At 73.1% G+C, this 24,361-nt stretch carries 16 protein-coding genes; 9 read left to right on the forward strand and 7 right to left on the reverse strand.

Features of this window, described 5'->3' with window-relative positions:
* Positions 1-31 precede the first annotated feature (31 nt).
* The 5 genes from ACXET9_RS10930 to ACXET9_RS10950 form a co-directional block, all read right to left on the reverse strand.
* Complete coding sequence (locus tag ACXET9_RS10930; RefSeq protein ID WP_457886622.1) at positions 32-577, reverse strand: arsenate reductase/protein-tyrosine-phosphatase family protein; 546 nt, start codon at positions 575-577, stop codon at positions 32-34.
* A gap of 88 nt (positions 578-665) precedes the next feature.
* Positions 666-2,276: a choice-of-anchor G family protein gene (locus ACXET9_RS10935; protein ID WP_457886623.1), complete on the reverse strand. Its 1,611-nt coding sequence runs from the start codon at positions 2,274-2,276 to the stop codon at positions 666-668.
* Positions 2,277-2,400: 124 nt separating this feature from the next.
* Complete coding sequence (locus ACXET9_RS10940) at positions 2,401-3,444, reverse strand: helix-turn-helix domain-containing protein (RefSeq protein ID WP_457886624.1); 1,044 nt, start codon at positions 3,442-3,444, stop codon at positions 2,401-2,403.
* A 178-nt stretch (positions 3,445-3,622) separates the two neighbouring features.
* Positions 3,623-4,786, reverse strand: coding sequence for a hypothetical protein (locus ACXET9_RS10945; protein WP_457886625.1), 1,164 nt, complete (start codon positions 4,784-4,786; stop codon positions 3,623-3,625).
* The gene (locus tag ACXET9_RS10950) at positions 4,783-5,883 is read right to left on the reverse strand and encodes a TlpA family protein disulfide reductase (protein WP_457886626.1); all 1,101 of its coding nucleotides are present in this window, start codon (positions 5,881-5,883) and stop codon (positions 4,783-4,785) included. Before ACXET9_RS10950 ends, ACXET9_RS10945 begins: the two co-directional genes overlap by 4 nt.
* Before the next feature lie 116 nt (positions 5,884-5,999).
* Between ACXET9_RS10950 and ACXET9_RS10955 the strand changes: the two genes are divergently transcribed.
* The 3 genes from ACXET9_RS10955 to ACXET9_RS10965 all read left to right on the forward strand — a co-directional run bounded on the left by ACXET9_RS10955 (position 6,000) and on the right by ACXET9_RS10965 (position 10,486).
* The gene (locus tag ACXET9_RS10955; protein WP_457886627.1) at positions 6,000-7,466 is read left to right on the forward strand and encodes an aldehyde dehydrogenase family protein; all 1,467 of its coding nucleotides are present in this window, start codon (positions 6,000-6,002) and stop codon (positions 7,464-7,466) included.
* A gap of 218 nt (positions 7,467-7,684) precedes the next feature.
* On the forward strand, positions 7,685-8,926 hold the full coding sequence (locus tag ACXET9_RS10960; RefSeq protein WP_457886628.1) for a M48 family metallopeptidase: 1,242 nt from the start codon (positions 7,685-7,687) through the stop codon (positions 8,924-8,926).
* A 129-nt stretch (positions 8,927-9,055) separates the two neighbouring features.
* Positions 9,056-10,486 carry an MFS transporter gene (locus tag ACXET9_RS10965; RefSeq protein WP_457886629.1) on the forward strand — a complete coding sequence of 477 codons (1,431 nt, stop codon included), beginning with the start codon at positions 9,056-9,058 and terminating at the stop codon, positions 10,484-10,486.
* Between the two features lie 90 nt (positions 10,487-10,576).
* Here the strand turns inward: ACXET9_RS10965 and ACXET9_RS10970 are convergent, their stop codons facing one another.
* Positions 10,577-11,287 carry a glycosyltransferase family 2 protein gene (locus ACXET9_RS10970; protein ID WP_457886630.1) on the reverse strand — a complete coding sequence of 237 codons (711 nt, stop codon included), beginning with the start codon at positions 11,285-11,287 and terminating at the stop codon, positions 10,577-10,579.
* 212 nt (positions 11,288-11,499) lie between these two features.
* Positions 11,500-12,870 (reverse strand): helix-turn-helix domain-containing protein, encoded by a 1,371-nt coding sequence (locus ACXET9_RS10975; RefSeq protein WP_457886631.1) that lies wholly within the window; start codon positions 12,868-12,870, stop codon positions 11,500-11,502.
* A 203-nt stretch (positions 12,871-13,073) separates the two neighbouring features.
* Between ACXET9_RS10975 and ACXET9_RS10980 the strand changes: the two genes are divergently transcribed.
* The 6 genes from ACXET9_RS10980 (at position 13,074) to ACXET9_RS11005 (ending at position 24,286) form a co-directional block, all read left to right on the forward strand.
* On the forward strand, positions 13,074-15,104 hold the full coding sequence (locus ACXET9_RS10980; RefSeq protein WP_457886632.1) for an SIP domain-containing protein: 2,031 nt from the start codon (positions 13,074-13,076) through the stop codon (positions 15,102-15,104).
* Between the two features lie 316 nt (positions 15,105-15,420).
* Positions 15,421-16,539 carry a transglycosylase family protein gene (locus tag ACXET9_RS10985; protein ID WP_457886633.1) on the forward strand — a complete coding sequence of 373 codons (1,119 nt, stop codon included), beginning with the start codon at positions 15,421-15,423 and terminating at the stop codon, positions 16,537-16,539.
* A gap of 143 nt (positions 16,540-16,682) precedes the next feature.
* Positions 16,683-17,675: a methylenetetrahydrofolate reductase gene (locus ACXET9_RS10990; protein ID WP_457886634.1), complete on the forward strand. Its 993-nt coding sequence runs from the start codon at positions 16,683-16,685 to the stop codon at positions 17,673-17,675.
* The gene (gene metE, locus ACXET9_RS10995; RefSeq protein ID WP_457886635.1) at positions 17,672-20,017 is read left to right on the forward strand and encodes a 5-methyltetrahydropteroyltriglutamate--homocysteine S-methyltransferase; all 2,346 of its coding nucleotides are present in this window, start codon (positions 17,672-17,674) and stop codon (positions 20,015-20,017) included. The genes ACXET9_RS10990 and metE overlap by 4 nt, the downstream gene beginning before the upstream one ends.
* A 203-nt stretch (positions 20,018-20,220) precedes the next feature.
* The gene (locus tag ACXET9_RS11000; protein ID WP_457886636.1) at positions 20,221-21,123 is read left to right on the forward strand and encodes a PHP domain-containing protein; all 903 of its coding nucleotides are present in this window, start codon (positions 20,221-20,223) and stop codon (positions 21,121-21,123) included.
* A 181-nt stretch (positions 21,124-21,304) separates the two neighbouring features.
* Positions 21,305-24,286, forward strand: a complete 2,982-nt coding sequence (locus ACXET9_RS11005; protein WP_457886637.1) for a hypothetical protein — start codon at positions 21,305-21,307, stop codon at positions 24,284-24,286.
* Positions 24,287-24,361: the final 75 nt, after the last annotated feature.

The raw sequence follows: 24,361 nt of genomic DNA on the forward strand, positions 1-24,361 counted from the left end.
GACGGGCCCGCGACGGGCGCATGACGACCTCTCAGCGTCGGAGGGCCGCGGCCAGGGTCCCGACGGCCCGGTCCAGCCTCGCCGCGACCTCGCGAGCGACCTCGGGGGAGCGCCGGTACGGATCGGGCACTTCGGCAGAGGCCGACGGACGCCGCCTGCTCCACACCGAGATCGCCTGGTCGAGGGGGAGGCCGCCGTCGAGGATCTCGGTCAGAACCTCCGCGGAGTCCAGCAGGACGATGCGGCGCGCCGCCGCGGGGAACTCGTCGATGAGGTAGGCGCGCTGACGGCGTGACATGGTCACGATGAGGTCCGCGTTCATCGCGGCGGCGTCGACCTGGCGGGCGGCGAAGCCGTCGGCCGAGACGCCGTGCGCGGAGAGGAGATCGCGCATGGCCTCCTCCATCGGGTGGCCGACGAGGGCTCCGATCCCGGCGCTCGACACCTCGAGATCCGGGGCCAGCTCCTGGAGCCGGAGATGGGCGTACGGGGACCGGCAGATGTTGCCCGTGCATACCACGAGCACCGAGCGGATCCCGGGGGTCATGGGCGTCGGCGAATCGGAGGCGGAGCTCATCCATCCAGCCTATCCGCGCAAGGACGGTCGCGGCCCGCGCCCCTCGACCGGGAGGGCCGATCGGGAGGCGCGGGCCGCGAGGGGCTCATCAGCGGGGCGTGTTGACCCCGACCGAACCGCGAGCGAGGAACAGATCGAGCAGATCGAGCATGCCGACGAGGCCGACCTGGAGGGCCGCGACGTCGTACTGCCCCGTCGGGATCGAGGACCAGCGATCGGGCGGCGTCCCCGTCGAGTCGTTCTGCGCGTTGATCTTGAGGACGAGGACGTCCTCGAGCACGTCGAACAGGTCCGCGAGCAGATCGTTGACCGCGCCGAGGGCGGCGTTCACCCCGCCGTCCGCCGACAGCAGGTCCTTGACCTGCGTCGTCACGGTGTCCAGCAGCGCGCTGAGGATGCCGTCCCGGTTCGGGCCGGTCAGATTGGGGATGATCTGGATGCTCTGGCCGAGGACGGTGACGGAGAGCAGCTGGATCGTCGCCGTGCCGTCGGCGATCGACGCCAGCGTGGCGTTCTCGATCTTGAGCACGTCGACGGAGGTCAGCGGGACGCCGAGGAGCGTCACGTTCGCGCTGACCGTCAGGTTCACCGTGACGAGGTCGCTGAGCAGGGCGTTCAGCCACTCGTCGACGATCGTCGTGACCGACGGCGTCGGAGCGGGAGCGTCCGCGAAGAGGCGGGTGTTGGGGTCCAGGCCGTTGAGGCCGGTGGACGGGTAGCCGAGGACGGCGCCGAGATCCACGGTCATCTGGCCGTCGCCGGAGGTGTTGGTGAGGTCGAGCTGCAGCGCGGAGCCGCTCGCCGTGGGCAGCGTCCCCGTGATCGCCGCGGTGTTCAGCGTGACGGAGAGGACCGCCTGGAGGTTGGTGAGGTTGGTCGGGAGCAGGCTCGTGATGCTGTTCAGGAGCGGGCCCGCGTCGAGCGTGATCGTCGTGTTCGCGCCGGCGAAGGTGCGCAGCGCGCTGGAGAGCGCCGTGACGGTCGGGGACTCGAGGGAGGTGCGCAGGTAGGCGAGGAGGTAGTCGCGCTCGATCGCCGGGTCGCAGCCGGCGTCCGACGCGGCGATGCCCGCGGCGGCCCCGATGATCAGCCTCAGGTTCGCGACGGAGGCGATGAGGTCCGACAGGGCGCCGTTGGTGCCGACGCCGAGTCGATCCTCCGCCGCCTGCAGGACCGTCTGGAGGTCGAGCGTCGCGAGCGCGGGGGCGTCGGGGCCCGCGTTGGCGGTGTTGATCGCGCCCGTGGCGTCGACCGCTCCGCTGCCGCCCCAGGCCGCGCCGGACTGGTTCGCGTACGCGGACTGGTTGAGGGCGCCGGTGGAGGTGTTCAGGTCGAGGATCGTGCTGAGGGCCTGCGCGGTCCCCGTGAGGTTCACGGTCAGCGCGTCGAGGGCGGTGACGCTCAGGGGGTCGCCGTTGACGCCGTCCTCGACGAGGTCGGGAGTGGTGTCGGCGACGCCGCCCTCGAGCGCGGCGATCGTGTCGAGATCCAAGGGGAGGATGCCGCCGGAGAGGATGCGGCCCTGGCTCTGAGCGTTCCAGAGGGTGTCCTGGTCGCACGGGAAGCTCGCCGCGAAGGCGGGGGCTGCGGAGCCGAGGGCGACGACGGGGACGGACCAGGCGGCGCCGGCCATGAGGGCGCGACGAGGAAGCGGGCGATGCTCGGGGGCGGCAGTGCGCGTGGGACGGGGGGACGGCATGGGGGTCCTCCGGGAGGGGGGCGGGGCAGGACCTTTCTAACTTAGGCACAAGAAACGGGCATACCGTGTGGTAACAGGCGAACAGTGCGTGTTCTGAACGTTCCTCTGCGGGAAGTGGACCCGGTCAGCTGATGGCGGCGGGACCGTTCGGAGCGGTCTCCGCCGTGCGATGACGCAGGGTCGAAGCGGTCGTCCCGTGCAGGGCCTGGAGTGCTCTGCGCATCGTGAGCGCACTGCCGAACCCCGCATGCCGAGCGATCTCGTCGATCCGCAGGGCGTCGTACCGCGGTGACCCGAGGAGGTGGACGGCGAGTGCTGCCCGTTGGCGGCGGATCTCGGCCGAGACGCTGGTCTCCGCCTCGGCGAACACCGCCTGCAGGCGACGCGGGGAGACGGGGATGCCGGCCGCGATGTCCTCGATGCTCAGGTTCGGATCCGCCCGACGTTGCGCGATCAGCGCGATCGCCTCCTCGCGCAGGCGGGATGAGGCGGTGGGGCGCTCGGAGCTGGGGATCGACCCCAGTCGGTCGAGGATCATCGAACCGACCATCTCGGTGAGGAGCTGGCCCACCGCATAGGACTCGATCGCGCTGGTGGAGTCGATCGCGTCGGCGGCGACGGCGGAGACGGCGGCGGGATCGCCGGCGGTGGAGCCGTAGGTGGTGCCGTCGGCGGTGCCGTGTCGGCCGACGGAGGCGAGCATCGAGGCGGCGAAGGCGCGCGCCGCCGTCGGGAGCCCTCCGGTCAGGGGGAAGGTCCGGGGCGCGCGGGGCATCGTCGGGACGATCCCGGACAGCGACTCGCGATCGACGCGGATCAGCAGATGCCGACGGTGCGGGCGCAGCGGGACCTCGTAGTCGGTCCAGGTGGGCAGGAATGCGACGTGGGCGGCGACGGTCTCCAGGGAGTCCTTTGCGTCCCGGCCGTCGTCGGGCGTCGGCTTGTCGATCGTGAAGACGCATTCGAGCGAATCGAGGCAGTCCTCGGCGCCGACGTTCCGCATTTCGCCGCCGCGGCCCGTGAACCTCTCGACGGCGACGTTATGGAAGAGCACGGTCTCGCGACGCAGTTCGTACGGCTCCTCGCCCAGCGGGCGGAACCTCTGTGCTGCGAGCTCGATCTGCTCGTGGCTCGGATTCGCGACCGTCGATGCGTCATTCGCTGGCATGGTGCCTCGGGAAACCCTCCATGACGGGAGATCCGGGGATCTCGGACCGACGGCTGCTCTCGTCAGTGTAGGAGGCGGGGGCGGATTCTGTCCCTCGGGGCGCATCCGGTGAGAATTCGGTGCCGGTCGGGAATGTCCCGAGTGCTCGTCCGCTCTCGCCGGCGGTTCTGTCTTCTCCTCACGGTCGGACGGTCGACCGTGCGTCGACGAGGCCGGCCTGGACCGCATGGATGATCCCCTCGAGCGGCCCTCGCACCCACGCGCGCCCGACGCCTGTCGGCCCGATGCTCGCCGAACCCACCCCCGCCCGTCGGACGACCAGCGCGGCCGCCGCCCGCCACAGCACCGGTGCGAGAAGCCCGACGGCGATCAGCAGGGCGAGCATCGCCCAGCTGTCGTCGCGCTCGTACGGGTGCAGGGTCTGGAAGACGTGCAGGATCAGCACGTGCAGGGCGTAGAGCGACAGGCTCGCCTGTCCCGGCCACGCGAGCACGGCCGCGGCCGCAGTCGGCAGGAGCCGGTCCAGCGGGCTCGCCTGGACGGTCCATGCGGCGAGGAGCACGCCGAGCGCACCGGCGGCGACGCCCATCTGCTCGGCCGGTGTCCCGTCGTAGGCATGGACCTCGAACAGCCCCAGCAGGTTCGGCGCCATGACCAGGCCGATGAACACCGCTAATGCGGCCGCCGTCGCGACCGCTCCGCGAGCCCACGGGAGCGTCGGCCGCAGCAGTCGCACGGCGAGCATGCCGAGGATCGCGCACAGCACGAAGCCCGTCAGCCGGTACGGTCCGGCGCCGCCGAGATCGCCGAGGGCCTCCCGCACCGCATCCTGCAGCGGATCCGCCGTCGCACCGGACGGCCCGGGGAAGGAAGCGGCCGCCATCCGCCCATAGATCACAGGCACCCCGGCGGCGAGGGCCGCCGCGAGCACGCCCGCGACAGCCAGGGCGCGCGTCCCCAGCCGCACGAGCGGGATGCACAGCACCATCAGCACGGCGAGGTGCATCAGCACGATCACCACGGCGGCGTGCGACTGCGCCAGCAGTAGGCCCAGGCCGAGCACCAGGAGCGCCCGCACGACGGTGCGCGCGATGTCGCGACCGTCGGCCGCGGTGACGGTCGACGGTGCGCTGCGCTCGCGGCCGAGCTGCGCGCCCGCGCCGACGAGCAGGGCGAACAGGGGAGCGGTCAGGAACTCGCTGACCAGGAGGATCCGCAGAGGGCCGTCCGACGGCGCCACGTGGGCGGTCACCATCAGCAGATAGGCGGCGGTCCGTACCCAGTCGACGAAGAGGACGCGGGACCCGATGGCGCGGGCCGCAGCGTCGACCGCGATGCTCACCCGATCTCCCCGTCGGCCTGCGCCGCGGTGATCTGCTCGCGGATCTCGTCGACGAACGCGATGACCTCCTGGCCGCCCTTCACGGGGCCGCCGGCGAGCATGCCGTCGGCGCCGAGGAGCACGGCGCTCGGGGTGCCGCGGGAGCCGAGGGCCTCGCGGGCGCTGAAGCCAGGGTCGTAGAGGGAGTGCTCGCCGAGGCGCGTCGTCGTGCGCTCCCGCAGCGAGGCAGGGGTCGCCTTCAGCACTGCGTGCACCTGCAGGAACCCTCCGAGCTCCGTCGTCCAGGTCGGGAACTGGTCCATCACCCGCTCGCAGGGGCCGCAGCCCTCGGAGACGAACACCAGCAGCGCGGCCTGCTGGGTCGTGAGCTCGCGCAGGGTCACGAGGGTGCCGTCGGGGCGCTGGAGGACGCCGGCGGGGATCGCCGTGCGCTCGTAGTCCAGCAGCTCCTCCTCGGCGTCACCGGGCTCACCCGATTCACCTGGCTCACCGCGATCCCCGGGGTCGCCGGAGTTCGCGCCGGCTCCGGTGGGGCGCGGTCCGGGAGCCGGCGCACCGCCGGCTGCGTCCCGCTCGTCGGCCGAGGTGACGCCGCCGAGGACGAGCACGGTCAGCAGCACCGAGGCGCCGACGCCGAGCGCCGCGCTCAGGAGCTGCAGCGGCGTCCGCTCGAGGGCCGTCGTCATGATCCCGCGGGACGCCGCGACCAGGGCGATCAGCGACAGCGCGGTCAGCAGGATGTTGCGGAAGAGAGTCGAGGAGGAGACCGTCGGCGAGGCGAGCGTTCCGAAGCAGGAGCATTCGGCGGGCGCCCCGGCGAGGAGCGCACGGGCGATGATCGCCAGATAGGTCGCCATGAGCAGGGCCACGAGCAGGGCGATCACGGTCTGCGAGGGCACCCAGGGGATCCACCAGGCGAGACCGAGGACGATCTCGGCCGTCGGCAGCACCGTCGTGACCAGCGGATGCAGACGCGGTGCGGGGATGCGCAGCGAGACCATCGCGTCCTGCAGGGCGCGGCGGTCGCCGAGCTTCGCGAGCCCCGACACCAGCAGCGTCAGCGTCAGCAGGAGCGGGGCGGCGATCAGCAGGGTCATCGGGGGAATGCTCCTCGAGCCGGGGAAGGGGCGGACCGTACCCCACCGAGCCTAGAGCCGCAGGCGGCGCCGCGGCGCCCACCCTGCACAGAGGCGACCGATCTATCGTGGAGCGCATGCCGTCCGAGCCCGCCGCCGCCCCCTCCGCCGAGCCGTCCGCCGCTCCCGACACCGCCCCTGCGGCCGCCGCCCCTGAGACCGCCGCCCCCATCGCCGCGACTGTCGCCGCCCTCCGCGCCTCCTTCGCCGCGGGCACCACGCGCGGCGTCGACGCCCGTCTCGCGCAGCTCGACGCGCTCCTGCACGGACTGCGGGCCGAGGAGAAGAGCCTCACGCGCGCGCTCGCCGAGGATCTCGGCAAGAGCCGCCTCGAATCGGCGATCACCGAGCTCGGCGTGCTCACCCAGGAGATCGTCCACATGCGCAAGCACCTGCGCGGATGGCTGAAGCCGGAGAAGCTGCGCATGGACGCGCTGCTCGCGCCGGCGAGCGGGGAGATCTGGCGGGAGCCGCTGGGGACGGTCCTCGTGATCGCCCCGTGGAACTATCCGCTGAACCTGTCGCTCGGCCCGGTGATCGGGGCGATCGCCGGTGGAAATACCGTCGTGCTGAAGCCCAGCGAGCTCGCCCCGGCGACCTCCGCCGCCCTCGCCCGCCTCGTCGCGGAGCATCTGGATCCCGCGTGGGTGCGGGTCGTCGAGGGCGGTGTCGAGGAGACCACGGCGCTGCTCGCCGAGCCTGTCGACCTCGTGTTCTACACGGGCAACGGGCGCGTCGGCCGGATCGTCGCCCGCGCCGGCGCCGAGCACCTGACCCCGGTGGTCCTCGAGCTCGGCGGGAAGTCGCCCGTGGTCGTCGCCGACGACGCCGACCCGCGCACCGCGGCCCGCCGCATCGTCTGGGGGAAGTTCACCAACGCCGGCCAGACCTGCGTCGCCCCCGACTACCTGATGGCCTCGCCCGCGATGCTCGACCGGCTCGTGCCGGAGCTGCGGCGCGCCATCCGCGAGATGTACGGGGCGGACCCGCAGCGCTCGCCCGACTACGGCCGCATCGTCTCCGCCCGCCACCACGAGCGCCTGCTGGCGATGATCGACGACGAGCGCGCCGTGATCGGCGGGACCGGGACCGCCGACGCCGCCTCCCGCTATCTCCCGCCGACGGTCCTCGCGGGCGTCGGCTGGGACGACCCCGTGATGGCCGAGGAGATCTTCGGCCCGATCCTCCCGCTGCTCGCCGTCAGCGGGCCCGAGGAGGCGATCGACCGGATCGTCGCCGGCGACAAGCCCCTGACCGCGTACGTCTTCACGGAGTCGCGGGAGGTCGAGCGGGCCTTCGCGGCCCGCACCTCCTCGGGCTCCCTGGCGTTGGGCTTCACCCTCGCGCACGTCGGCAGCACCGCCATGCCCTTCGGCGGCGTCGGCGCCTCCGGCACCGGGAAGTACCACGGCCGGGCGAGCCTGGAGACGTTCACGCATGCCAAGCCCGTCGTCCGCAAGCCCGCCTCGCCCGACACCCTCGCCCTCATCCGCCCGCCGTACCGGGGGCTGCGCAAGCGGCTCCTGCGTCGGCTGTTCCGCTGACCGGGCGCCGGCGGGGTCGCTGAGCCGTCGTCGGCCGAGTCGCTGAGCCGTCGTCGGCCGCCCGGCCGATCCGGCGTCCTCCGGTCTGCCGACCCGGCCCCCTCCCGTCGTCGATGATCAGCGCGGATCCAGGAAGATTCCTGGTCATCCGCCGGGAGCGGGTCTAGCGTCGGAGCGGGCCGTCCTGCGAGGGGGACGGCGGAGGGAAGGGCGCGATCATGACGACTCCGAACCTGATCAACGGTGCGACGATCCACGGGATCGTCGGCCGACGGGGGATCCGGCATCCCTGGGAGCTGCCGCTGCTGGGCGTCGGCGTCGCCCTGACGATCCTCGCGTACGCCGGCTGGATCGCGCTCATCATCGCCACCGTGTACCTGCGGATCGTCGTGGGCGAGGAGTCGGTCGCCGAGCTCTGGCAGTGGATCGGCGTGCTGCCGTTCTTCCTGCAGCTCGCCGTCATCCTCCCGCTGTTCCCGCTGCTCGCCTGGTGGGTGCGCGCCCTGCAGTACGCGCAGCTGCGGACCTCGGCGGTGCGGATGAGCCCGACGCAGTTCCCCGAGGGCTACCGGATGGTCGTCGAGGCCGCGGAGGCCTTCGGGATGCGCCGCGTGCCCGACGCCTACGTGCAGCTCGGCAACGGCGTCATCAACGCTTTCGCCGCCGGCCACGGCTTCCGCCGCTTCGTCGTCATCCACTCGGACCTGTTCGAGGTCGGCGGCGCGGTCCGCGACCCCTCGGCGCTGCGCTTCGTGATCGGCCACGAGGTCGGCCATCTCGCCGCCGGCCACGTCTCCTACTTCCGTCTCGTGCTCGCCAACGTGATCCGCATGCTGCCGATCCTCGGCCCCGCCTTCTCCCGCTCCCAGGAGTACACGGCCGACAACTACGGCTACGCGGCCGCGCCCGAGGGCGCCCCCGGTGTGATGGCCCTGCTCTCCGGCGGCAAGTACCTCCACGCCGACGTCAACGTCAACGAGCTCGCCGACCGTGCCGCCACCGATCCCAGCGTCTTCGTCCACTGGGTGAACCTCATGGCCTCGCATCCGGTGGTCACCTGGCGCGCCCACGCCCTCCGGGACCGCTCCAAGCCCGGCTCCCTGTGGGTCCGCCCCCGCGGGGCGCTGTTCCTGTCCCCGATCCCGCCCGGGCACGTGTGGTCCTCGCAGTTCCCGACGCCTGCCGCCGCGCTCGCGATGCTCGACGAGGCCGACCGGATCCGCCCCGCCGGCACCGCCGACCAGTTCGGCCGCTTCCCCGGCGGCGACTACTCGGCGAAGCCGTCCGCCCGCGAGGTCCAGCTGGCACCGCCGCTGCTGTCCGCCCGCACCGCATACACGATCCCCGTCGGCCCCTATCGCGACGACGCGCGCGGGCCCGTCGGCCCCGGTGGCTACGGGGGTTCCGGCGGGATGATGCCGCCGACGGGCGGGATGCCGCCGACGGGCGTCGGCGGGTGAGCGAGCGGGGGAGTCGCCCGGCCGGGGCGACGGCTGGCGGTCGCGGGGCGGGCGCCTGCCGGCTCTCTGCCCGCCCGCCCTCCGCCCGCCCTCCGCCCGTCGGCGCACTCGTCGGCCTATCCTGCAGGGGTGAAGCCCGACCCCAGCGCTCCGCAGCCGGTGGTGCGCCGCAAAGCCCTTCTCGCCGTCCTCCTCGCCCCCCTGTTCATGGCGCTCATCGCCGTGAGCGTCATCAACGTCGCCCTGACGGCGATCGGCGAGGGCCTCGGCGCCTCGAGCGAGGGCCTGCAGTGGGTGATCTCGGGCTACGCCCTCGCCTTCGGCATGCTGCTGGTCCCCGCCGGTCGCGCAGGCGACGCCACGGGACGCCGACGGGTCTTCCTGATCGGCGTCGTGCTGTTCACGATCGGCTCCCTCGCCAGCGGCCTCGCCCCCAGCGTCGAGGTCCTGAACCTCTCCCGCATCCTCCAGGGCATCGGCTCCGGCCTGCTGAACCCGCAGACCGTCGCCCTGATCCAGAAGCACTTCCGCGGACAGGACCGCGCCAAGGCGTTCGCGCTGCTGGCGACGACCGTCGCGGTCGCGACGGCCGTCGGCCCCGTCATCGGCGGCCTGCTGATCCAGCTGCTCGGCCCCGACCAGGGCTGGCGCTGGATGTTCCTCATGAACGTGCCGATCGGCGTCCTCGCCGTGATCGCCGCCTTCCGCTGGATCCCCGACGACCGCGTCCGCCGCGGCACCCGCCCCGACCTCGACGTCGTCGGCACCATCCTGCTGACCCTGGCGATCCTCGCGATCATGCTGCCCTTCCTCGAGCGCAGCGCGAGCGCGCTGGTGTGGCTGTCGTTCCCCGTCGGCCTGCTGCTGCTCGGCGGCTGGTGGGCCTGGGAGGGGAAGGTCAAGCGCGCGGGCGGCTCCCCGATGGTCGACCCGGCGATCTTCCGCAACGAGCCCTTCCGCAACGGCATCCTCATCGTCTCGATCTACTTCCTGGGCGCCACCAGCGTGTGGATCATCGTCCCGCTCTACCTGCAGATGCACCTCGGCCACACCGCCTTCGAGGCCTCCCTGCTGGGCCTGCCCTCGTCGATCGCCGCCGCGATCTCCTCGCAGCTCGCCGGACGCCATGTGCTGCGGATGGGCCGCAGCATGGTCATCATCGGCTTCGCGATCGCCTTCACCGGGCTCGGCGGCACCGCCCTGCTCGTCGGCCCCGTCGAGCAGGGATGGATCCCGTTCTGGCTGCTCGCGGCGCCGCTGACCCTGATGGGCGTCAGCCAGGGCATGACGATCTCCCCGAACCAGACCCTCACCCTGAACTCCGTCGACCCCCGCTACGGCGGCGTCGCCGGCGGCATCCTCCAGCTCGGCCAGCGCCTCGGCGCCGCCATCGGCACCGCCATGATCCCCGGCATCATCTTCTCCCTCACCGAATCGGGGAAGAGCTGGCTGGAGGCCTTCACCATCGCCGTCGTCATCATCATGGCGCTGACGCTGGTGGCGATGGGCGTCAGCGTCATGGACCGCAACCGCGAGAAGGCGGGCCCGGAGGCGCTGTGATGCGGGCTGGCGCTGTGATGCGTCGGCTCATCGCCGGCAGCGCCCGCTCCTCGCGTCCCGCACGTCGGGACGGCCGGCGCGCGGTGGCCGTCAGCGTCGCGAGAGGCGGTGCTTGAGCATCCGAGCGGACTCCACTCCGTGCCACGGCCGATGCCACCAGCGCGTTCCGCTCAACGGATGGAGCACCTCGTCGGCGATCGCCTGCTCCTGCTCGCGAAGCGCCTGGATCTCCGGGCTCCCGCTCGTCGTGCTCATCTCCGTCTCGAAGGGCACGCCGAGGATCGCGCCGGGCGGGCGCCTCGCCGTGCTGATCAGCCAGTCATCGCCGCCCCAGATCCGCATCTGCTCGGGGACGGGGAGGTAGTCCTCTCGGCGAAGGCACATGAAGACGCCGAAGCCGAAGATCGTTCCGGAGGTTCTGGCGAGCGTCACGCGCTCCTTGCCGGCTCCACCGGAGAAGGCGGAACGGTCCGGGCCGATCACCCCGTAGAGACGCCGCCGCAACGCACGGGCGACGATGTCGAAAGCCTGTGGAGCGAACGTCACATCGTCGTTCACGATGGCCAGGAACTCTCCCCGCGATTCCCGGACGCCGAGATTCCATGCGGGGTTCACGAAGATGTTCTCGCCCTGATCCAGGACGCGTACCCGGGGGGAATCCCAGGACAGAGGCTCCGGCGCATTGTTGATCACCAGCACCTCGAGGACAAGAGGATGGGCGGCGCAGAGCCTCACCACATCATCGAGGATCGGGGAGCGCTGGAGCGTCGGGATGATGACGCTGAACGGCCGCGTGTGCATGATCGAACCATACCGATGAGAACCTAGCCGGGGGAGCTCTCTCGTCCACTGTTCTCGAGAATGGACCGAGGAGTCTACTCCGGTCCCGGATCGGATTCCCCGATCATGTCGAGACCGTCACTAAGAACGAGTGCAGCGAGGCTCGACGAGAGGCAGAATGCGCAGCCCGAGGAGCGAGCGGTCGCCGTCAGCAGGGGTTGACGAGATCGCCGTCAGCGGACCGCCACCGCCGTCGGCGGCCGTCCCATGACCGCCGCGAACGCGCGCGAGAACCCGCTCGCATGCGCGAAGCCGACGTGCCGCGCGACGGCTTTCACGGGGGCGCCCTCGGCGAGGAGGTCCACGGCCTGCTCGGCGCGCACGGTGTTGCGCCAGGGCACGAAGCTGGTCCCGGCGGTGCGTCGGAACGCCCGCTCGAGGGCGCGGCGCCGGGCCGCCGCCGCGGTCGCCGGCACATCCGCGCCCGACGGCGCCGTCAGCCGGCTCCACGTCGCCGGCGACCAGGCGCCCGCAGGATCGCGGATCACCTGCTCCCGCAGCAGCTCGACGTCGGCCGGACGCGAGCCGTCGACGTGCATCACACAGGCCCGCTGCACGAGCCCGGCGAGCGCCCGCGGCAGCGCGATCGGGTCCCAGGCGTCGGGGCGCAGCGCCGTCGAGGTGGCGACCAGATGCGCCTCGGCGAGCATCCGCACGTCCTCGGGCAGGTAGCAGAGGTACGCGCGGGTCGGATCGACGGCGGCGTCAAATGCGGCCGACGCCGCCCCCGCATGGAAGACGGGCAGGGCGATCCCGTGACCGCGGGTGACGATGCGATGCTCGACGCCGGGCGGGATGTCCAGGGCCATGTGCTCGGGCAGCTCGACCGGCATCGTCGGGCCGTCGGGGGAGCGGAGCATCACCGTCACGGCCCCGAAGGCAGCCATCACCAGGACGTTCTCGTCCTCGTTGACGACCCGGTCGATATGCGCGACGGGCGGGGTGCTGAGATCCGCGGGGGTCTCGTGGAGCTGAGAGCGCACCGCCTCCTGCAGTGCGGCGAGGCGCGAGACGGCGGGCCGCAGCTCGGTGATCGCGGCGACCGACAGCGCCAGCAGCGCCGCGCCCAGCGCCCGGTCCACGGGACGCTCGCGCACGCGGCCGACGGGGTGTTCGCGCAGGTCGCCGACGAGGGCGGGCGCCCGGTCGGACTCGTCGACGGGCAGCAGCACCGGATGCAGGACGCCTCCCGGGGCAACGCGGATCGCATGCGGCCTCCCGCGGGGCACGAACAGCGCCCGTCCCGGGCTCAGCACAGTGGGGACGAGCTCGCCGGTCCCCGCATGCAGGGGAGCGTCGGCCGGGCCGAGGCAGACGGTCGCCTCCCCGGACCGGCACCAGAGGACCAGATCTGCCTCCGGATGCCGACGGGCGTACAGCGTCGACACGCCCCAGCGGGCGCCGGTCGGCGTCTCCGTCCGCGTCGACGACTCCGCCCGTCCCGGGGCCACGGTCGGCGCCGGCGCCTCGGTCGGCAGCGGGGCCGCGGCCGGCACCGGAGCGGCGGCGGGCGCGGGGGCGTCGGCGGTCGAGAGTGTCGCCATCGGGTACGTCGCACCCTCCTCCAGGCAGGCTTTCGATAAGAGCTGAGGGTTACCTTACTCATTGGGGCGGTGGAAGTGTCCGCACAGGTCATCGGCTCGGTGCCCGACGGGACGGTTTCCCGACCCCACCCGACAGGTGCCCGGCCCGACCGGCAGGTGCCCGGCCCGACCGCCCGCCCCGCCCGACCCGACCGAGGAGAGACATGCGCTCGCTGCGCGACTGGACGTACTACCCGATCACCACGCGCGAGCTCGTCGTGCGCGCCGCCCGGGACGTGACCCCCGGCATGCGCCGCATCACCCTCGGCGGACCGGGCCTCGACGCGCACACCGCGGAGTCCGGGCACCTCGTCCAGGAGTTCCGCTCCGACGGCTTCGACGACGAGTTCAAGCTGTTCCTGCGCCACCCCGACGAGCCCGTGGCCCTCGCCCCCACGCAGCTCGAGGGCGTCCTCGACTGGCCGCGCGACCCGCACCTGATCTCCCGCACCTACACCGTGCGGCGCTGGGACCCCGTCGCCCGCGAGGTCGACGTCGACCTCGTCCTGCACGGCGACGGCCCCGCCGCCACCTGGGCGCGGAGCGTGCAGGTGGGGGAGTGCATCCGCATCGCCGGACCGAAGTCGTCGGGCACCCATCCCGTCGGCGTCGACTGGGCCCTCGTCCTCGGCGACGAGACCGCCCTGCCCGCGATCGGACGCTGGCTCGAGGAGTTCCCCGAGGGGGCCCGTGCGCAGGTGCTCCTCGAGGTCGGCGAGGACTCCCACCGTCAGGACCTGCCCGTCCCCGACGACGTCGAGCTGACCTGGCTCTCCCGCGACGGCGCCCCCGCCGGGTCGACGACGCTCCTGCTGGACGCGGTCCGCGCGCTCGACTGGTGGCCCGGCCGCGTCTTCGCCTGGGCCGCCGGCGAGGCCGTCTCCCTCGCGCCGATCCGCCGCTGGCTGCGCCGCGAGAAGCAGCTGCCCCCCGAGCAGCTCGACGTCGTCGGCTACTGGCGTCGGCCGCCCGAGCGCGCGACGACCGCCGGGACGGATCCGGCGGCGGAACCGCTCGCCGATTCCGAGGAGGACGACCTCCTGCACCTCGCCGAGCTCACCGCGCCCCTCGCCCTCCGCGTCGCCGTGACCATCGGCCTCGGCCCCCTGCTCGCCGACGGCCCCGCCTCCCTCCCGGAGATCGTGCGCGCGACCGGCTGCGACGAGGGCGGGATCGTCCGCCTCCTGCGCTATCTCGACGCCGCCGGCTTCGCGACCCCCGTCGGCCCCGACGTCGATCCGAGCGCCACGCCCGCGACCGGCCCCGCGTCCTCGGCGGATGCCCGCTGGCGGTGGACCGACCGTGCAGCGGACATGGGCGACGACCGGTTCGAGGGCCGCCTCCGCCTCGACGGCCCCCACGGCCTGCGCGAGCTCGGAGTGCTGGGCCTGCTCACCGCCGTGCGCACGGGCAGGGGCCTCGACCCCGAGCCCGCGCTGCGCGCCCTCGGGATCATCGCGGCCGACGACGAGCGCGAGCGTCGTGCGGCCCGCCTCGCCGCCGAGGCCGACGATGCCATCTACCTCGCCGGACCGCTCGCCGAGCACCTCGCCGGACCGGCCGCTGGACCGGCAGCCGGGCCGGACGCCGGACCGGACGCCGGAGCGCGCACGGAGGCGGGGCTCCTCGCCGATCTGCGCAGCCTGCGGATCTCCGGCCGCGGCGCCGACGAGATCGCCCTCGCGCTCCACCGCGCCCGCCCTGACCTGCGCCTCAGCATCCTCGGCGACGTCGTCGGCGGCGGTGCTGCCGGTGACGTCGTCGGCAGTGGTGATGCCGGCGATGCGGTCAGCGCCGACGATGCCGGCGAGGCGGGGATCCTGCGCGAGCGCCTTGCCGCGGCGTCGGCCCCGATCCTCGTCGAGGACGCCGGCCTGTTCGACGCCCCGGACTGCGATGCCGACGCCCATCTGCTCGTCGACCTCCTGGACCGCTACCCCGACGACGCGGCGATCGCCGTGCTGCGACGCGCCCGCGCGGCCTGCCGCGGCGGACGCGTCGTGCTCGTCGGCGAAGCCCTCGACGACGAGGCGCTCGACGAGCACGAGTGCGAGGACGACCTCGTCGGCTTCGCCCGCGGCGAGGCCGGACTGCGCACCCGCGCGCAGCGGGACGCACTCATCGCGAGGGCCGGCCTGGAGGTCGTCGGCCGCGCGAGCGTCGGCTGGGGCTTCGACCTCCGCGTCCTCGCCTGACGCGGCGACCCGCTTGACGCGGCGACCCGCCTGACATGGCGGCCCGCATGACGCGGGCCAGCTCGGGAACCCGCGGCGACCGCTTGACGTGCGCGCGGATACGGGGAAAGAGTTCTGGCGGCTCGCGACATGCCGACCATGGAATGCAAAAGGTTGGCAAAAGTTGCGGTCGGACTTGGTCTGAAGCCCTTCAGTCGTGGTGCGTCCCTGGGCACGGTAGGAGAACGCCTGCAGCAGGTTCCCAGGCGCTGTCGTCCCGCATGTCCTTCCCCCGCATCCCTTCCTCAGCATTCCTGCTGTTCCCCGAGGAGCCCCGATGGCTGTCATGACCCGACGGACCCCCACCCACCGCGCCCAGGGCGCGCCCGTGTACTTCCGCGGCGCGCGCGTGGCCCCGAAGGTCGCCGCCGCGACCGGCGGCGCCGTCGTCCTCGCGGGCGCCGCGCTCGGCGGCACCACCGCCGCGAGCGCCGACACCGCCGTCTGGGACAAGGTCGCCCAGTGCGAGTCCTCGGGCAACTGGTCCATCAACACCGGCAACGGCTACTACGGCGGCCTGCAGTTCTCGAAGTCCACCTGGAAGGCCTTCGGCGGCACCGCCTACGCCGCGACCGCCGACAAGGCCACCAAGGCCCAGCAGATCGCCGTCGCGCAGCGCACCCTCTACACGCAGGGCCCCGGCGCCTGGCCCGTTTGCAGCACGAAGGCTGGCCTGACGAAGACCAACGGCGGCGCCGACCCCAACGCGCAGCCCGCCGGCTCCTCCAGCTCGTCGGGCTCGTCCAGCTCGTCGGGCTCCTCGAGCGCGAGCCGCGACGAGGACCGCACCTCGCCCTCGAGCGGAACGCTCGTCGTCGACGGCAAGTTCGGCCCCGCGACCACCCGCTCCCTGCAGTCCTGGATCGGCGTCAGCGCCGACGGCTCGCTTTCCACCAGCGACATCAAGGCCCTGCAGAAGAAGCTCGGGGTCACCGCCGACGGCAAGATCGGCGCGAAGACCACCGCGGCGCTCCGCTCCACCATGGGGCTCAGCAGCAACGGCACCTGGGACTTCCGCAGCAGCTACGCCACCGTCAAGGCGCTCCAGCAGTTCCTCAACGGCGGCGGCGTCTCCAGCTCCTCCGGCTCCAGCAGCTCGTCCGGGTCCAGCGGCTCCTCGAGCTCGAGCGGCACGCTCGTCGTCGACGGCAAGTTCGGCCCCGCGACCACCCGCTCCCTGCAGTCCTGGATCGGTGTCACGGCCGACGGCTCGCTCTCCACGAGCGACATCAAGGCCCTGCAGACCAAGGTCGGCGCAAACCCCGACGGCAAGATCGGCTCCGAGACCACCCGCAAGCTCCGCGCCGCGCTCGGCCTGTCGAACAACGGCGTGTGGGACTTCCGCACCAACTACGCGACCGTCAAGGCGCTCCAGCAGCACCTCAACGCCAACTGACGCGCCCGGCGCGCCGCCGACGCCCGTCCGGGGCGCCGTCGACGCGCCCGGGAGCACGGCCCCCACCAGGGCTGATGCCGGTCCCCGCCACAATTCGCCATGTTCCTTGGGCGAGTCGGGCGGGGACGCATAGCTTCTGGGGCATGTCCGCTACGACGACGCTGCCCGATCTCGAGCGCGCCGCGCCCGCTCGCCGCCGCCCGGCCCTCAGCTACGAGCTGTTCCCGGCGCGCTCCGACGTGTCCTTCGAGAAGCTGCGCACCACCATCGCCGCCCTCGAGCAGACCGCCCCCGACTACGTGTCGGTCACCAGCCGCACCGGTCACGGCAACCTCGACCGCGTGCTCGAGCTGACCGACCACGTCCTCCACGAGACGCGCCTGCGCCCCCTCGTGCACCTCACCTCGATCGCGTCGACGCGCGCGCAGCTCGAGGTGATCATCCGCGACCTCCTGGACCGCGGCGTGCGCGGGATCCTCGCGCTGCGCGGCGACCAGCCGGAGGGCCACCGCCTCGACGACGACGAGGTGCCCTTCGCGCGCCCCCTCGTCGAGCTGATCCGCGACGTCGAGCGGGAGCGCTCGGCCGCGCTCGCCGCCGGCCGCGTCAGCATCGGCGTCGCCGCCTACCCGCACCGCCACCCGGAGTCGCCCACCGCGCAGCACGACCTCGAGGTGCTCGTCGCCAAGGAGCGCTCCGGCGCGGACTTCGCGATCACGCAGGTGTTCTTCGACCCCGCCGCCTACTGCGACCTGGTGCGCCGAGCCGAGCGCGCGGGCGTCCGCCTGCCCATCGTCCCCGGCTTCCTGCCCGCCACGAACACGCGCCGCGTGATCCGCCTGGCGGAGATGGCCGGGGTGGAGCCGCCGCGCGAGCTCCTGCACCGCCTCGAGACCGCGGCCGACGAGACCGAGCGCCGCCGCATCGGCGTGCGCTACACCGTCGACCTCGCCGAGCAGGTCCTCGACGCCGGAGCCCCCGGCGTGCACCTGTTCACCTTCAACTCCCACGCCGACGCGCTCGACGTGCTGGACACCCTGGATCTGGACCGCTGGTCCACCACCGACCCGGGCCCCGTCGCGGGCCCCGCCACCTCCGGCATCACCACCGGCACCACCACAGGAGAGACCCGATGACGACCCACGAGACCACTGCGCTCGGCGCCCTGCCCGCGGCTCTGCCCGTCGGCTACCCCCGGATCGGCGCCCAGCGCGAGCTGAAGAAGGCGGAGGAGGCCTACTGGGCCGGCCGCATCGACCGCGCGACCTTCGAGCAGCGCACCCGCGAGCTGCGCCGTGCCACCCGCGCGCGCCTCGCCGAGCTGGGCCTGGACGCCGCCGGCGCCGCCCCCGAGTCCTTCTCCCTGTACGACCAGGTGCTCGACGCCGCGGTCGCCACCGGCATCGTCCCGGATCGCTTCGCGTCCGTCGTCGGCGCCGACGGCACCGTCGACCTCGACGGCTACTTCTCCCTGGCCCGCGGCACCGCCGAGCAGTCCCCGCTCGAGATGACCAAGTGGTTCGACACCAACTACCACTACCTCGTGCCGGAGATCGGCCCCGACACCGACGTGCACCTCGCCGCGACGACCGTCGTCGACCTCTACCGCGAGTCCCTCGAGGACGGCGCCGGCACCCGCCCCGTGCTCGTCGGCCCCGTCACCCTGCTGGTGCTCGCCAAGGCCCAGGACAGCGCCCCCGAGGGCTTCGACCCGCTGGACCGCCTCGACGACGTCGTCGCCGTGTACGCGGAGATCCTCGCGCAGCTCGCCGAGGCCGGCGCCCCCTGGGTCCAGCTCGACGAGCCGGCGCTCGCCGCCGACCAGCGCGTCGACGCCGCGGCCCTCGCCGCCGCCCTGCAGCGCGCCGAGGGCGTGCTGGTGAAGGCCGAGAAGCGCCCGCAGATCCTCGTGACCACCCCCTACGGCGGCATCGGCGACCTCCTCCAGGCCGTCATCGCCACCGGCGTCGAGGCCGTGCACGTCGACCTCACCCGCGGCGACATCCCCACCGTCGCCCAGCTCGAGGGCATCGGCTCCACCCGCCTCGTCGCGGGCGTCGTCGAGGGCCGCTCCGTGTGGCGCACCGAGCTGCCGACGGCGGCCGCGCGCCTCGCCGAGGTCCGCTCCCGCGTGGCCGAGGCCGGCGGCGACGCCGAGGCCGTCTCCGTGTCGACCTCCGTGTCCCTCCAGCACGTCCCGCACACCCTCGACCTCGAGCCGAACCTGCCCGCCGAGCTCAAGGCCACCCTCGCCTTCGCCGACGAGAAGGTCCGCGAGCTCGTCGAGCTCGCCTCCGGCACCGTCGTCCCCGGCTCCGTCGACGGCCCCCGCTCCGTCGTCCGCGACTTCGAGGGCGTCCGCGACGACGCCGTGCGCGAGCGCGCCGCCGGCCTCTCCGCCGCCGACCTCGAGCGCTCCGCCGTGGAGGTCCGCGAGGCCGCCCAGCGCGAGGCCCTCGGCCTGCCCGAGGTCCCCACCACCACCATCGGCTCCTTCCCGCAGGTCGACGCCGTCCGCAAGGCCCGCGCCGACCACCGCGCCGGCCGCATCGACGACGCCGCCTACGAGCAGGCGATGAAGGACGAGATCGCCCGCGTCATCACGCTGCAGGAGGAGCTCGGCCTGGACGTCCTCGTCCACGGCGAGCCCGAGCGCAACGACATGGTGCAGTACTTCGCCGAGAACCTCGACGGCTTCGCGACCACGCAGAACGGCTGGGTCCAGTCCTACGGCTCGCGCTGCACCCGTCCGTCGATCCTCTTCGGCGACGTCTCCCGCCCCGCCCCGATCACCGTGTCGTGGGCGACCTACGCGCAGTCGCTCTCCGAGAAGCCCGTCAAGGGCATGCTCACCGGCCCGGTCACCATCCTGGCCTGGTCCTTCGTGCGCGACGACCAGCCCCTCGGCGACACCGCCAACCAGGTCGGCCTGGCCCTGCGCGACGAGATCACGGACCTCGAGAAGGCCGGCATCGCCGTCGTCCAGGTCGACGAGCCGGCGCTGCGCGAGCTGCTCCCGCTGCGCCTCGCCGACCAGGACGCCTACCTGCAGTGGTCGGTGGACTCCTTCCGCCTGTCCACCGCCGGCGCGGCCGACGCCACGCAGATCCACACGCACCTGTGCTACTCGGAGTTCAACGAGGTCATCGACGCGATCGACGGCCTCGGCGCCGACGTCACCTCGGTCGAGGCCTCCCGCTCCCGCGGCGAGCTCCTCGAGGCGCTCGACCCCGAGCGCTTTTCCCGCGGCATCGGCCCGGGCGTGTGGGACATCCACTCCCCGCGCGTGCCCTCCGTCGAGGAGATGCGCGAGCAGCTCGCCGCCGCCCGCGCCGTCGTCGGCGCCGGCAAGCTGTGGGCGAACCCGGACTGCGGCCTGAAGACCCGCGGCTACGCCGAGACCGAGGCCAGCCTCCGCAACCTCGTCGAGGCGACCCTCCTGGTCCGTGCCGAGGCCGAGGTCCCCGCGGCCGTCTGATCCCGGGAGCTTGACCCCGGGCGTCCGTCCTCGGACGAGCCCCGCCGACGCGCCCCGGCGTCCCGATCCGCATCGTCGGATCAGGACGCCGGGGCGCGTCCGCATTCCGGGCCGGGCCGCCGTCGGGCCGCTGTCGGGCCGTCCCGTCGTCCGGGCGGGGGACGGCCATGGGCCGCGGCTCGCTCCCATGGGAGGCTGGCCCCATGATGCGCTCCGACCTGCCCGCGGACAGCCATGTCCACAGCGAGTTCTCCTGGGACACCGGCGGTCCCGGCTCCCCGGCCGCCGGGACGATGCGGGCGGCCTGCGAGCGCGCCGTCCGGATCGGCCTGCCGGCGCTCTTCTTCACCGAGCATCTCGACCTCGAGCCCGCCTGGAAGGCCGACCCCGCGGACTTCGCCGAGGACATCGCCCTCTACGCCGCGCAGGGCCGCACCCTGATGGGTGAGGACGGCATCGTCGACGTCCCCTCCTTCGACGCCGACGGCTACTTCGCCGCCATCGACCGCTGCCGCGCCGAGTTCCCCGACCTGCGGATCGGCACCGGGCTCGAGTTCGGCCAGCCCCACCTGCGGCTCGCCGCCGCCCGCGAGCTCGTCGACCTCGACCGCTTCGACCGGATCCTCGGCTCCCTGCACACGCTGCCGCTCGAGGAGCCCGTCCGCCCCGGGGCCGACGAGCGGGCCGAGCCCGACCTCCTGTTCCGCCTGCTCCCGGCCGACGACGTCGTGCGCCGCTATCTCGCGCACGTGCCCGCCCTCGTCGCCGGGGACGAGCCCTTCGAGATCGTCACCCACCTCGACTACGCGCTGCGGTACTGGCCCGAGGCCGAGGTCGGCCCCTTCGACCCGCTGCGCTTCGAGGAGGAGATCCGCGGGGCGATGCGCGCGATCGCCGACAGCGGCCGTGCGCTCGAGATGAACACGCGCCGGCTGTGGCCGTGGATGCCGGGCTGGTGGGCGGAGTCCGGCGGAAGGCGCCTCAGCTTCGGCAGCGACGCCCACGCCCCCGCCTCGGTCGGCCACGGCTTCCCCGAGGCGATGGAGATGGTCGAGGCCTTCGGCTTCCGCCCGCAGCGCCGCCCCGAGGACCTCTGGATGCGCTGAGCCGGGGGAGTGGGGCTGTCCGCGGTGCGGTCGGAGGGGTGCGTGTGGCGGAGGCGACAGGTAGCCTGGGCCCCGCGTGGGGGCATCGTGAAAGAACGCTGACAGCACTCCGGCGCCCACGGGCACCGGACCGGGCCGCTCCGCCACGCCGCCATCAGACGACGTATGAAGGGGGACGCGCATGAACGCGCCCGAGGACGACCAGACGGCAGGGGGCGCGGGCGCGACCGGCTCCCCGGCCGAGCAGCCGGCGCAGGACGGGGCCCAGGCCGCACCGCCGGCTCCGCCCATGCCGCCGGAGGCCGCGCCGCCGGCCTACGGCTCTCCCGCTCCCGCCTACGGCTCGCCGGCTCCGGCCCCCGCCTACGGCTCGCCCGCTCCGCAGTACGGCGCCTCCCCGGCCCCGGCCTACGGCTCGGCTCCGTCGCCCGCCTACGGCGCGGTGCCGCCGTCAGCCGCCTCGGGCGCGGTTCCCCCGCAGCCTCCGACGGCCGGATCGCCGGCGCAGCAGTGGCAGGCAGCGCCGCAGGGCGCCGCCCCCGTCGGCTCCTCCATCACGCCCGAGCAGGTCAAGGCGAAGCTGACGGCGCTCGGGCTGGTGAACCCGCTGCCCTCGCTCGCCGTCGGCGGCGCCGCCTACGTCGCCGGCATCGTGATCTCGGTGATCGGCGTGATCCTCTCGGCGATCCTGGTCGCGATCCTCGGCACGGGGAACCCCCTCGAGTACGGCCTCGACGAGGTCGACATCTCCGCGGAGACCGGACTCAGCGGCTTCGCCACCGCGCTGCGCACCCCGTTCCAGCTGGTCGCGATGGCGCTCCTCGGCTCCCTCGGCCTGAAGGCCAGCTTCTTCGGCGAGACCGTCAGCATGTCCGTGCGGTTCCTGCCGGCGATCATCACGATCGTCATCCTCGGCATCGCCTTCTTCGGCGGACGCTTCGTGCAGAAGCGCCAGCGCGCCGGGATCCTCGGGATCTGGGTGAACGCCCTGCTGACGGCCCTCGGGGTCGCCATCGTGACCGTGCTCGCGGCGCTGATCTTCGCCCAGCCCGTCCCCGTCGACGACGGCATCACGCTGCGCATCCACGCCGCGGGACCCGATGCCTTCTTCGGCGCCCTCCTGCTGATCACGCTCGCGATCGGTCTCGGCCGCATGAGCGTCGGCGCCCGTCCGGCCTGGTGGCCGCTCGTCTCCGACCTCTTCGCCGGCGCCAAGCTCGCCGTCGTGCACGCCCTGCTGCTGACCGTCCTCGGGTTCATCGTCGTCACCATCGTGACGACGATCCAGGCCCTCATCGACGGCGACACCCCGCCGATGCTGTCCGTCGCGATGCTGTTCCCGCTGCTCGGCGGCCACGTCATCGCCTACTTCACCGGTCTGCCGCTGCTCTCCTCGGCCACCATGCGGGCCAGCGGCCCCGACTCGCTCGGCCTCTTCTTCGGCTCGGGCATCGAGCGCGCCTCGATCTTCTCGATGCCCTGGTACGTGTGGCTGGGCGGCCTGGTGCTGGGCCTCGTGGTGCTGGTCGCCGTCTCGCTCCTGTGGAGCAGCGGCCGACGCGCCGTCCCGAACAACATCATCGCGACGGCCGTGGGCTGGGCGGCCCTGCCGCTGACCTACTTCGGCGGCGGCATCGTGCTGCTGATCCTCGCGGAGGCCTCCTTCCGCTTCCGGTACTCCGGCGGCTTCACCGGGGACGCGGGGAGCTTCACGGCGTCCGTCGGCCTCGCCGGGTGGACCCCGCTGCTGGCGCTGCTCGTCGGCATCGTCGTCGAACTCCTCTCGCGCTTCGCCGCGCCGTTCGTGCTGCCGTTCCTCCCGGCCGCGCTGCTGACCTGGTTCCGTCGTCCGCTCGCCGCGGGCGAGGGCGAGGTCGCCGCGCAGGCCGCCGCCGCACCTGCCGCCGCCGCACCGGCCACCGTCGCGCCGACCGCGGTCGACCCCGGGGCCGTCGGCTCCGTGGCGCCCGCCACCGCGCCGACGGAGGCGCTGCCCCCGACCCCGGGTGTCGCGCAGACGCCGGGCGGCGCATCCGCCGGAACCGCGCCCTACGCGACCGCCCTGGTCGGCGGTGCGCCCTACGCGACCGCGCCCGTCGGCGCCGAGGCAACCGCCGAGGCCCGCTCGCTGTCGCCGCGGGCGAAGCGCATCGCGATCGGCGTCGCGATCGGCGTCGGCGCGCTGTTCGTGCTGATCGTCGGCCTGATCATCGCGTTCACCGTGATCTCGAAGACGATGTTCTCCGCGGAGAAGAGCGTCGAGTCGTACCTGCAGGCCCTGCAGGACGGCGATGCCGCGACCGTGCTCGAGCTCGCCCCGCCGAACGTCCCCACCGCTGAGCAGGCGCTGCTGACGAACGAGATCACGGGGGCCGCGGAGAACCGCATCAGCTCCTGGAGCATCACCGACACCACGGAGCGCGGCGACGACGTCGAGGTCACCGCGAAGATCACCCAGGACGGCGTGACCACCACGCGCACCTTCCTCGTCGAGCGCGCCGGGCGCACCGCCGTCGTCTTCCCGAAGTGGGAGCTCGACGAGGTCACCTATGCGTCGTTCTACCTCGTGATCCCCGACAGCGCGACGACGCTCCTGGTCAACGGTCAGGAGGTCGCCGTCGCCGATCTCGGTCTCGAGTCCGACTTCGGTCAGCTGTACGGCTACTTCACCGTGCTGCCGGGCGACTACGAGGTGACGCTGCCGGCGCTGTCCGACCAGATCACCGTCCAGGGCGGCGTCGTCTCGGTGCCGGTGGATCCGATGGACGCCTACGACCTCGGCGTCGCGCCCTACTACGAGCTCTCCGCGACCGGCCTCGAGGCCGTGCAGACGCAGGTGAACGACGCGATCGACGTGTGCGCCGAATCCACCGAGGCGGACCCCGAGGGATGCCCGCTGGATGCGTGGGTCTGGTACGACGTCGTCGAGGGCTCGGGCTCGTGGGAGATCACCGCCTACCCGACCGTCGAGGTCTCTGGGGACGGCACGAGCTTCACCTACACCACCTACTACGAGGGCTACGGCAGCGCCGTGTACTCGTACCAGGAGAAGGGCTGGAACGACGAGATCACCGACGAGACCGCGGACTCGACGCTCTCGGTCTACGGCGATGTCATCGTCGACGAGAACGGCGAGGTCCAGATCGACACCAGCGAATGGTGACCGCCGAGCGGTGACAGGAGAGCGGTGACAGGGGAGGGGCGGCCCATCGGGCCGCCCCTCCCGTGCGTCCGGACC

The sequence above is a fragment of the Brachybacterium netajii (SeqCode) genome (assembly GCF_054114245.1).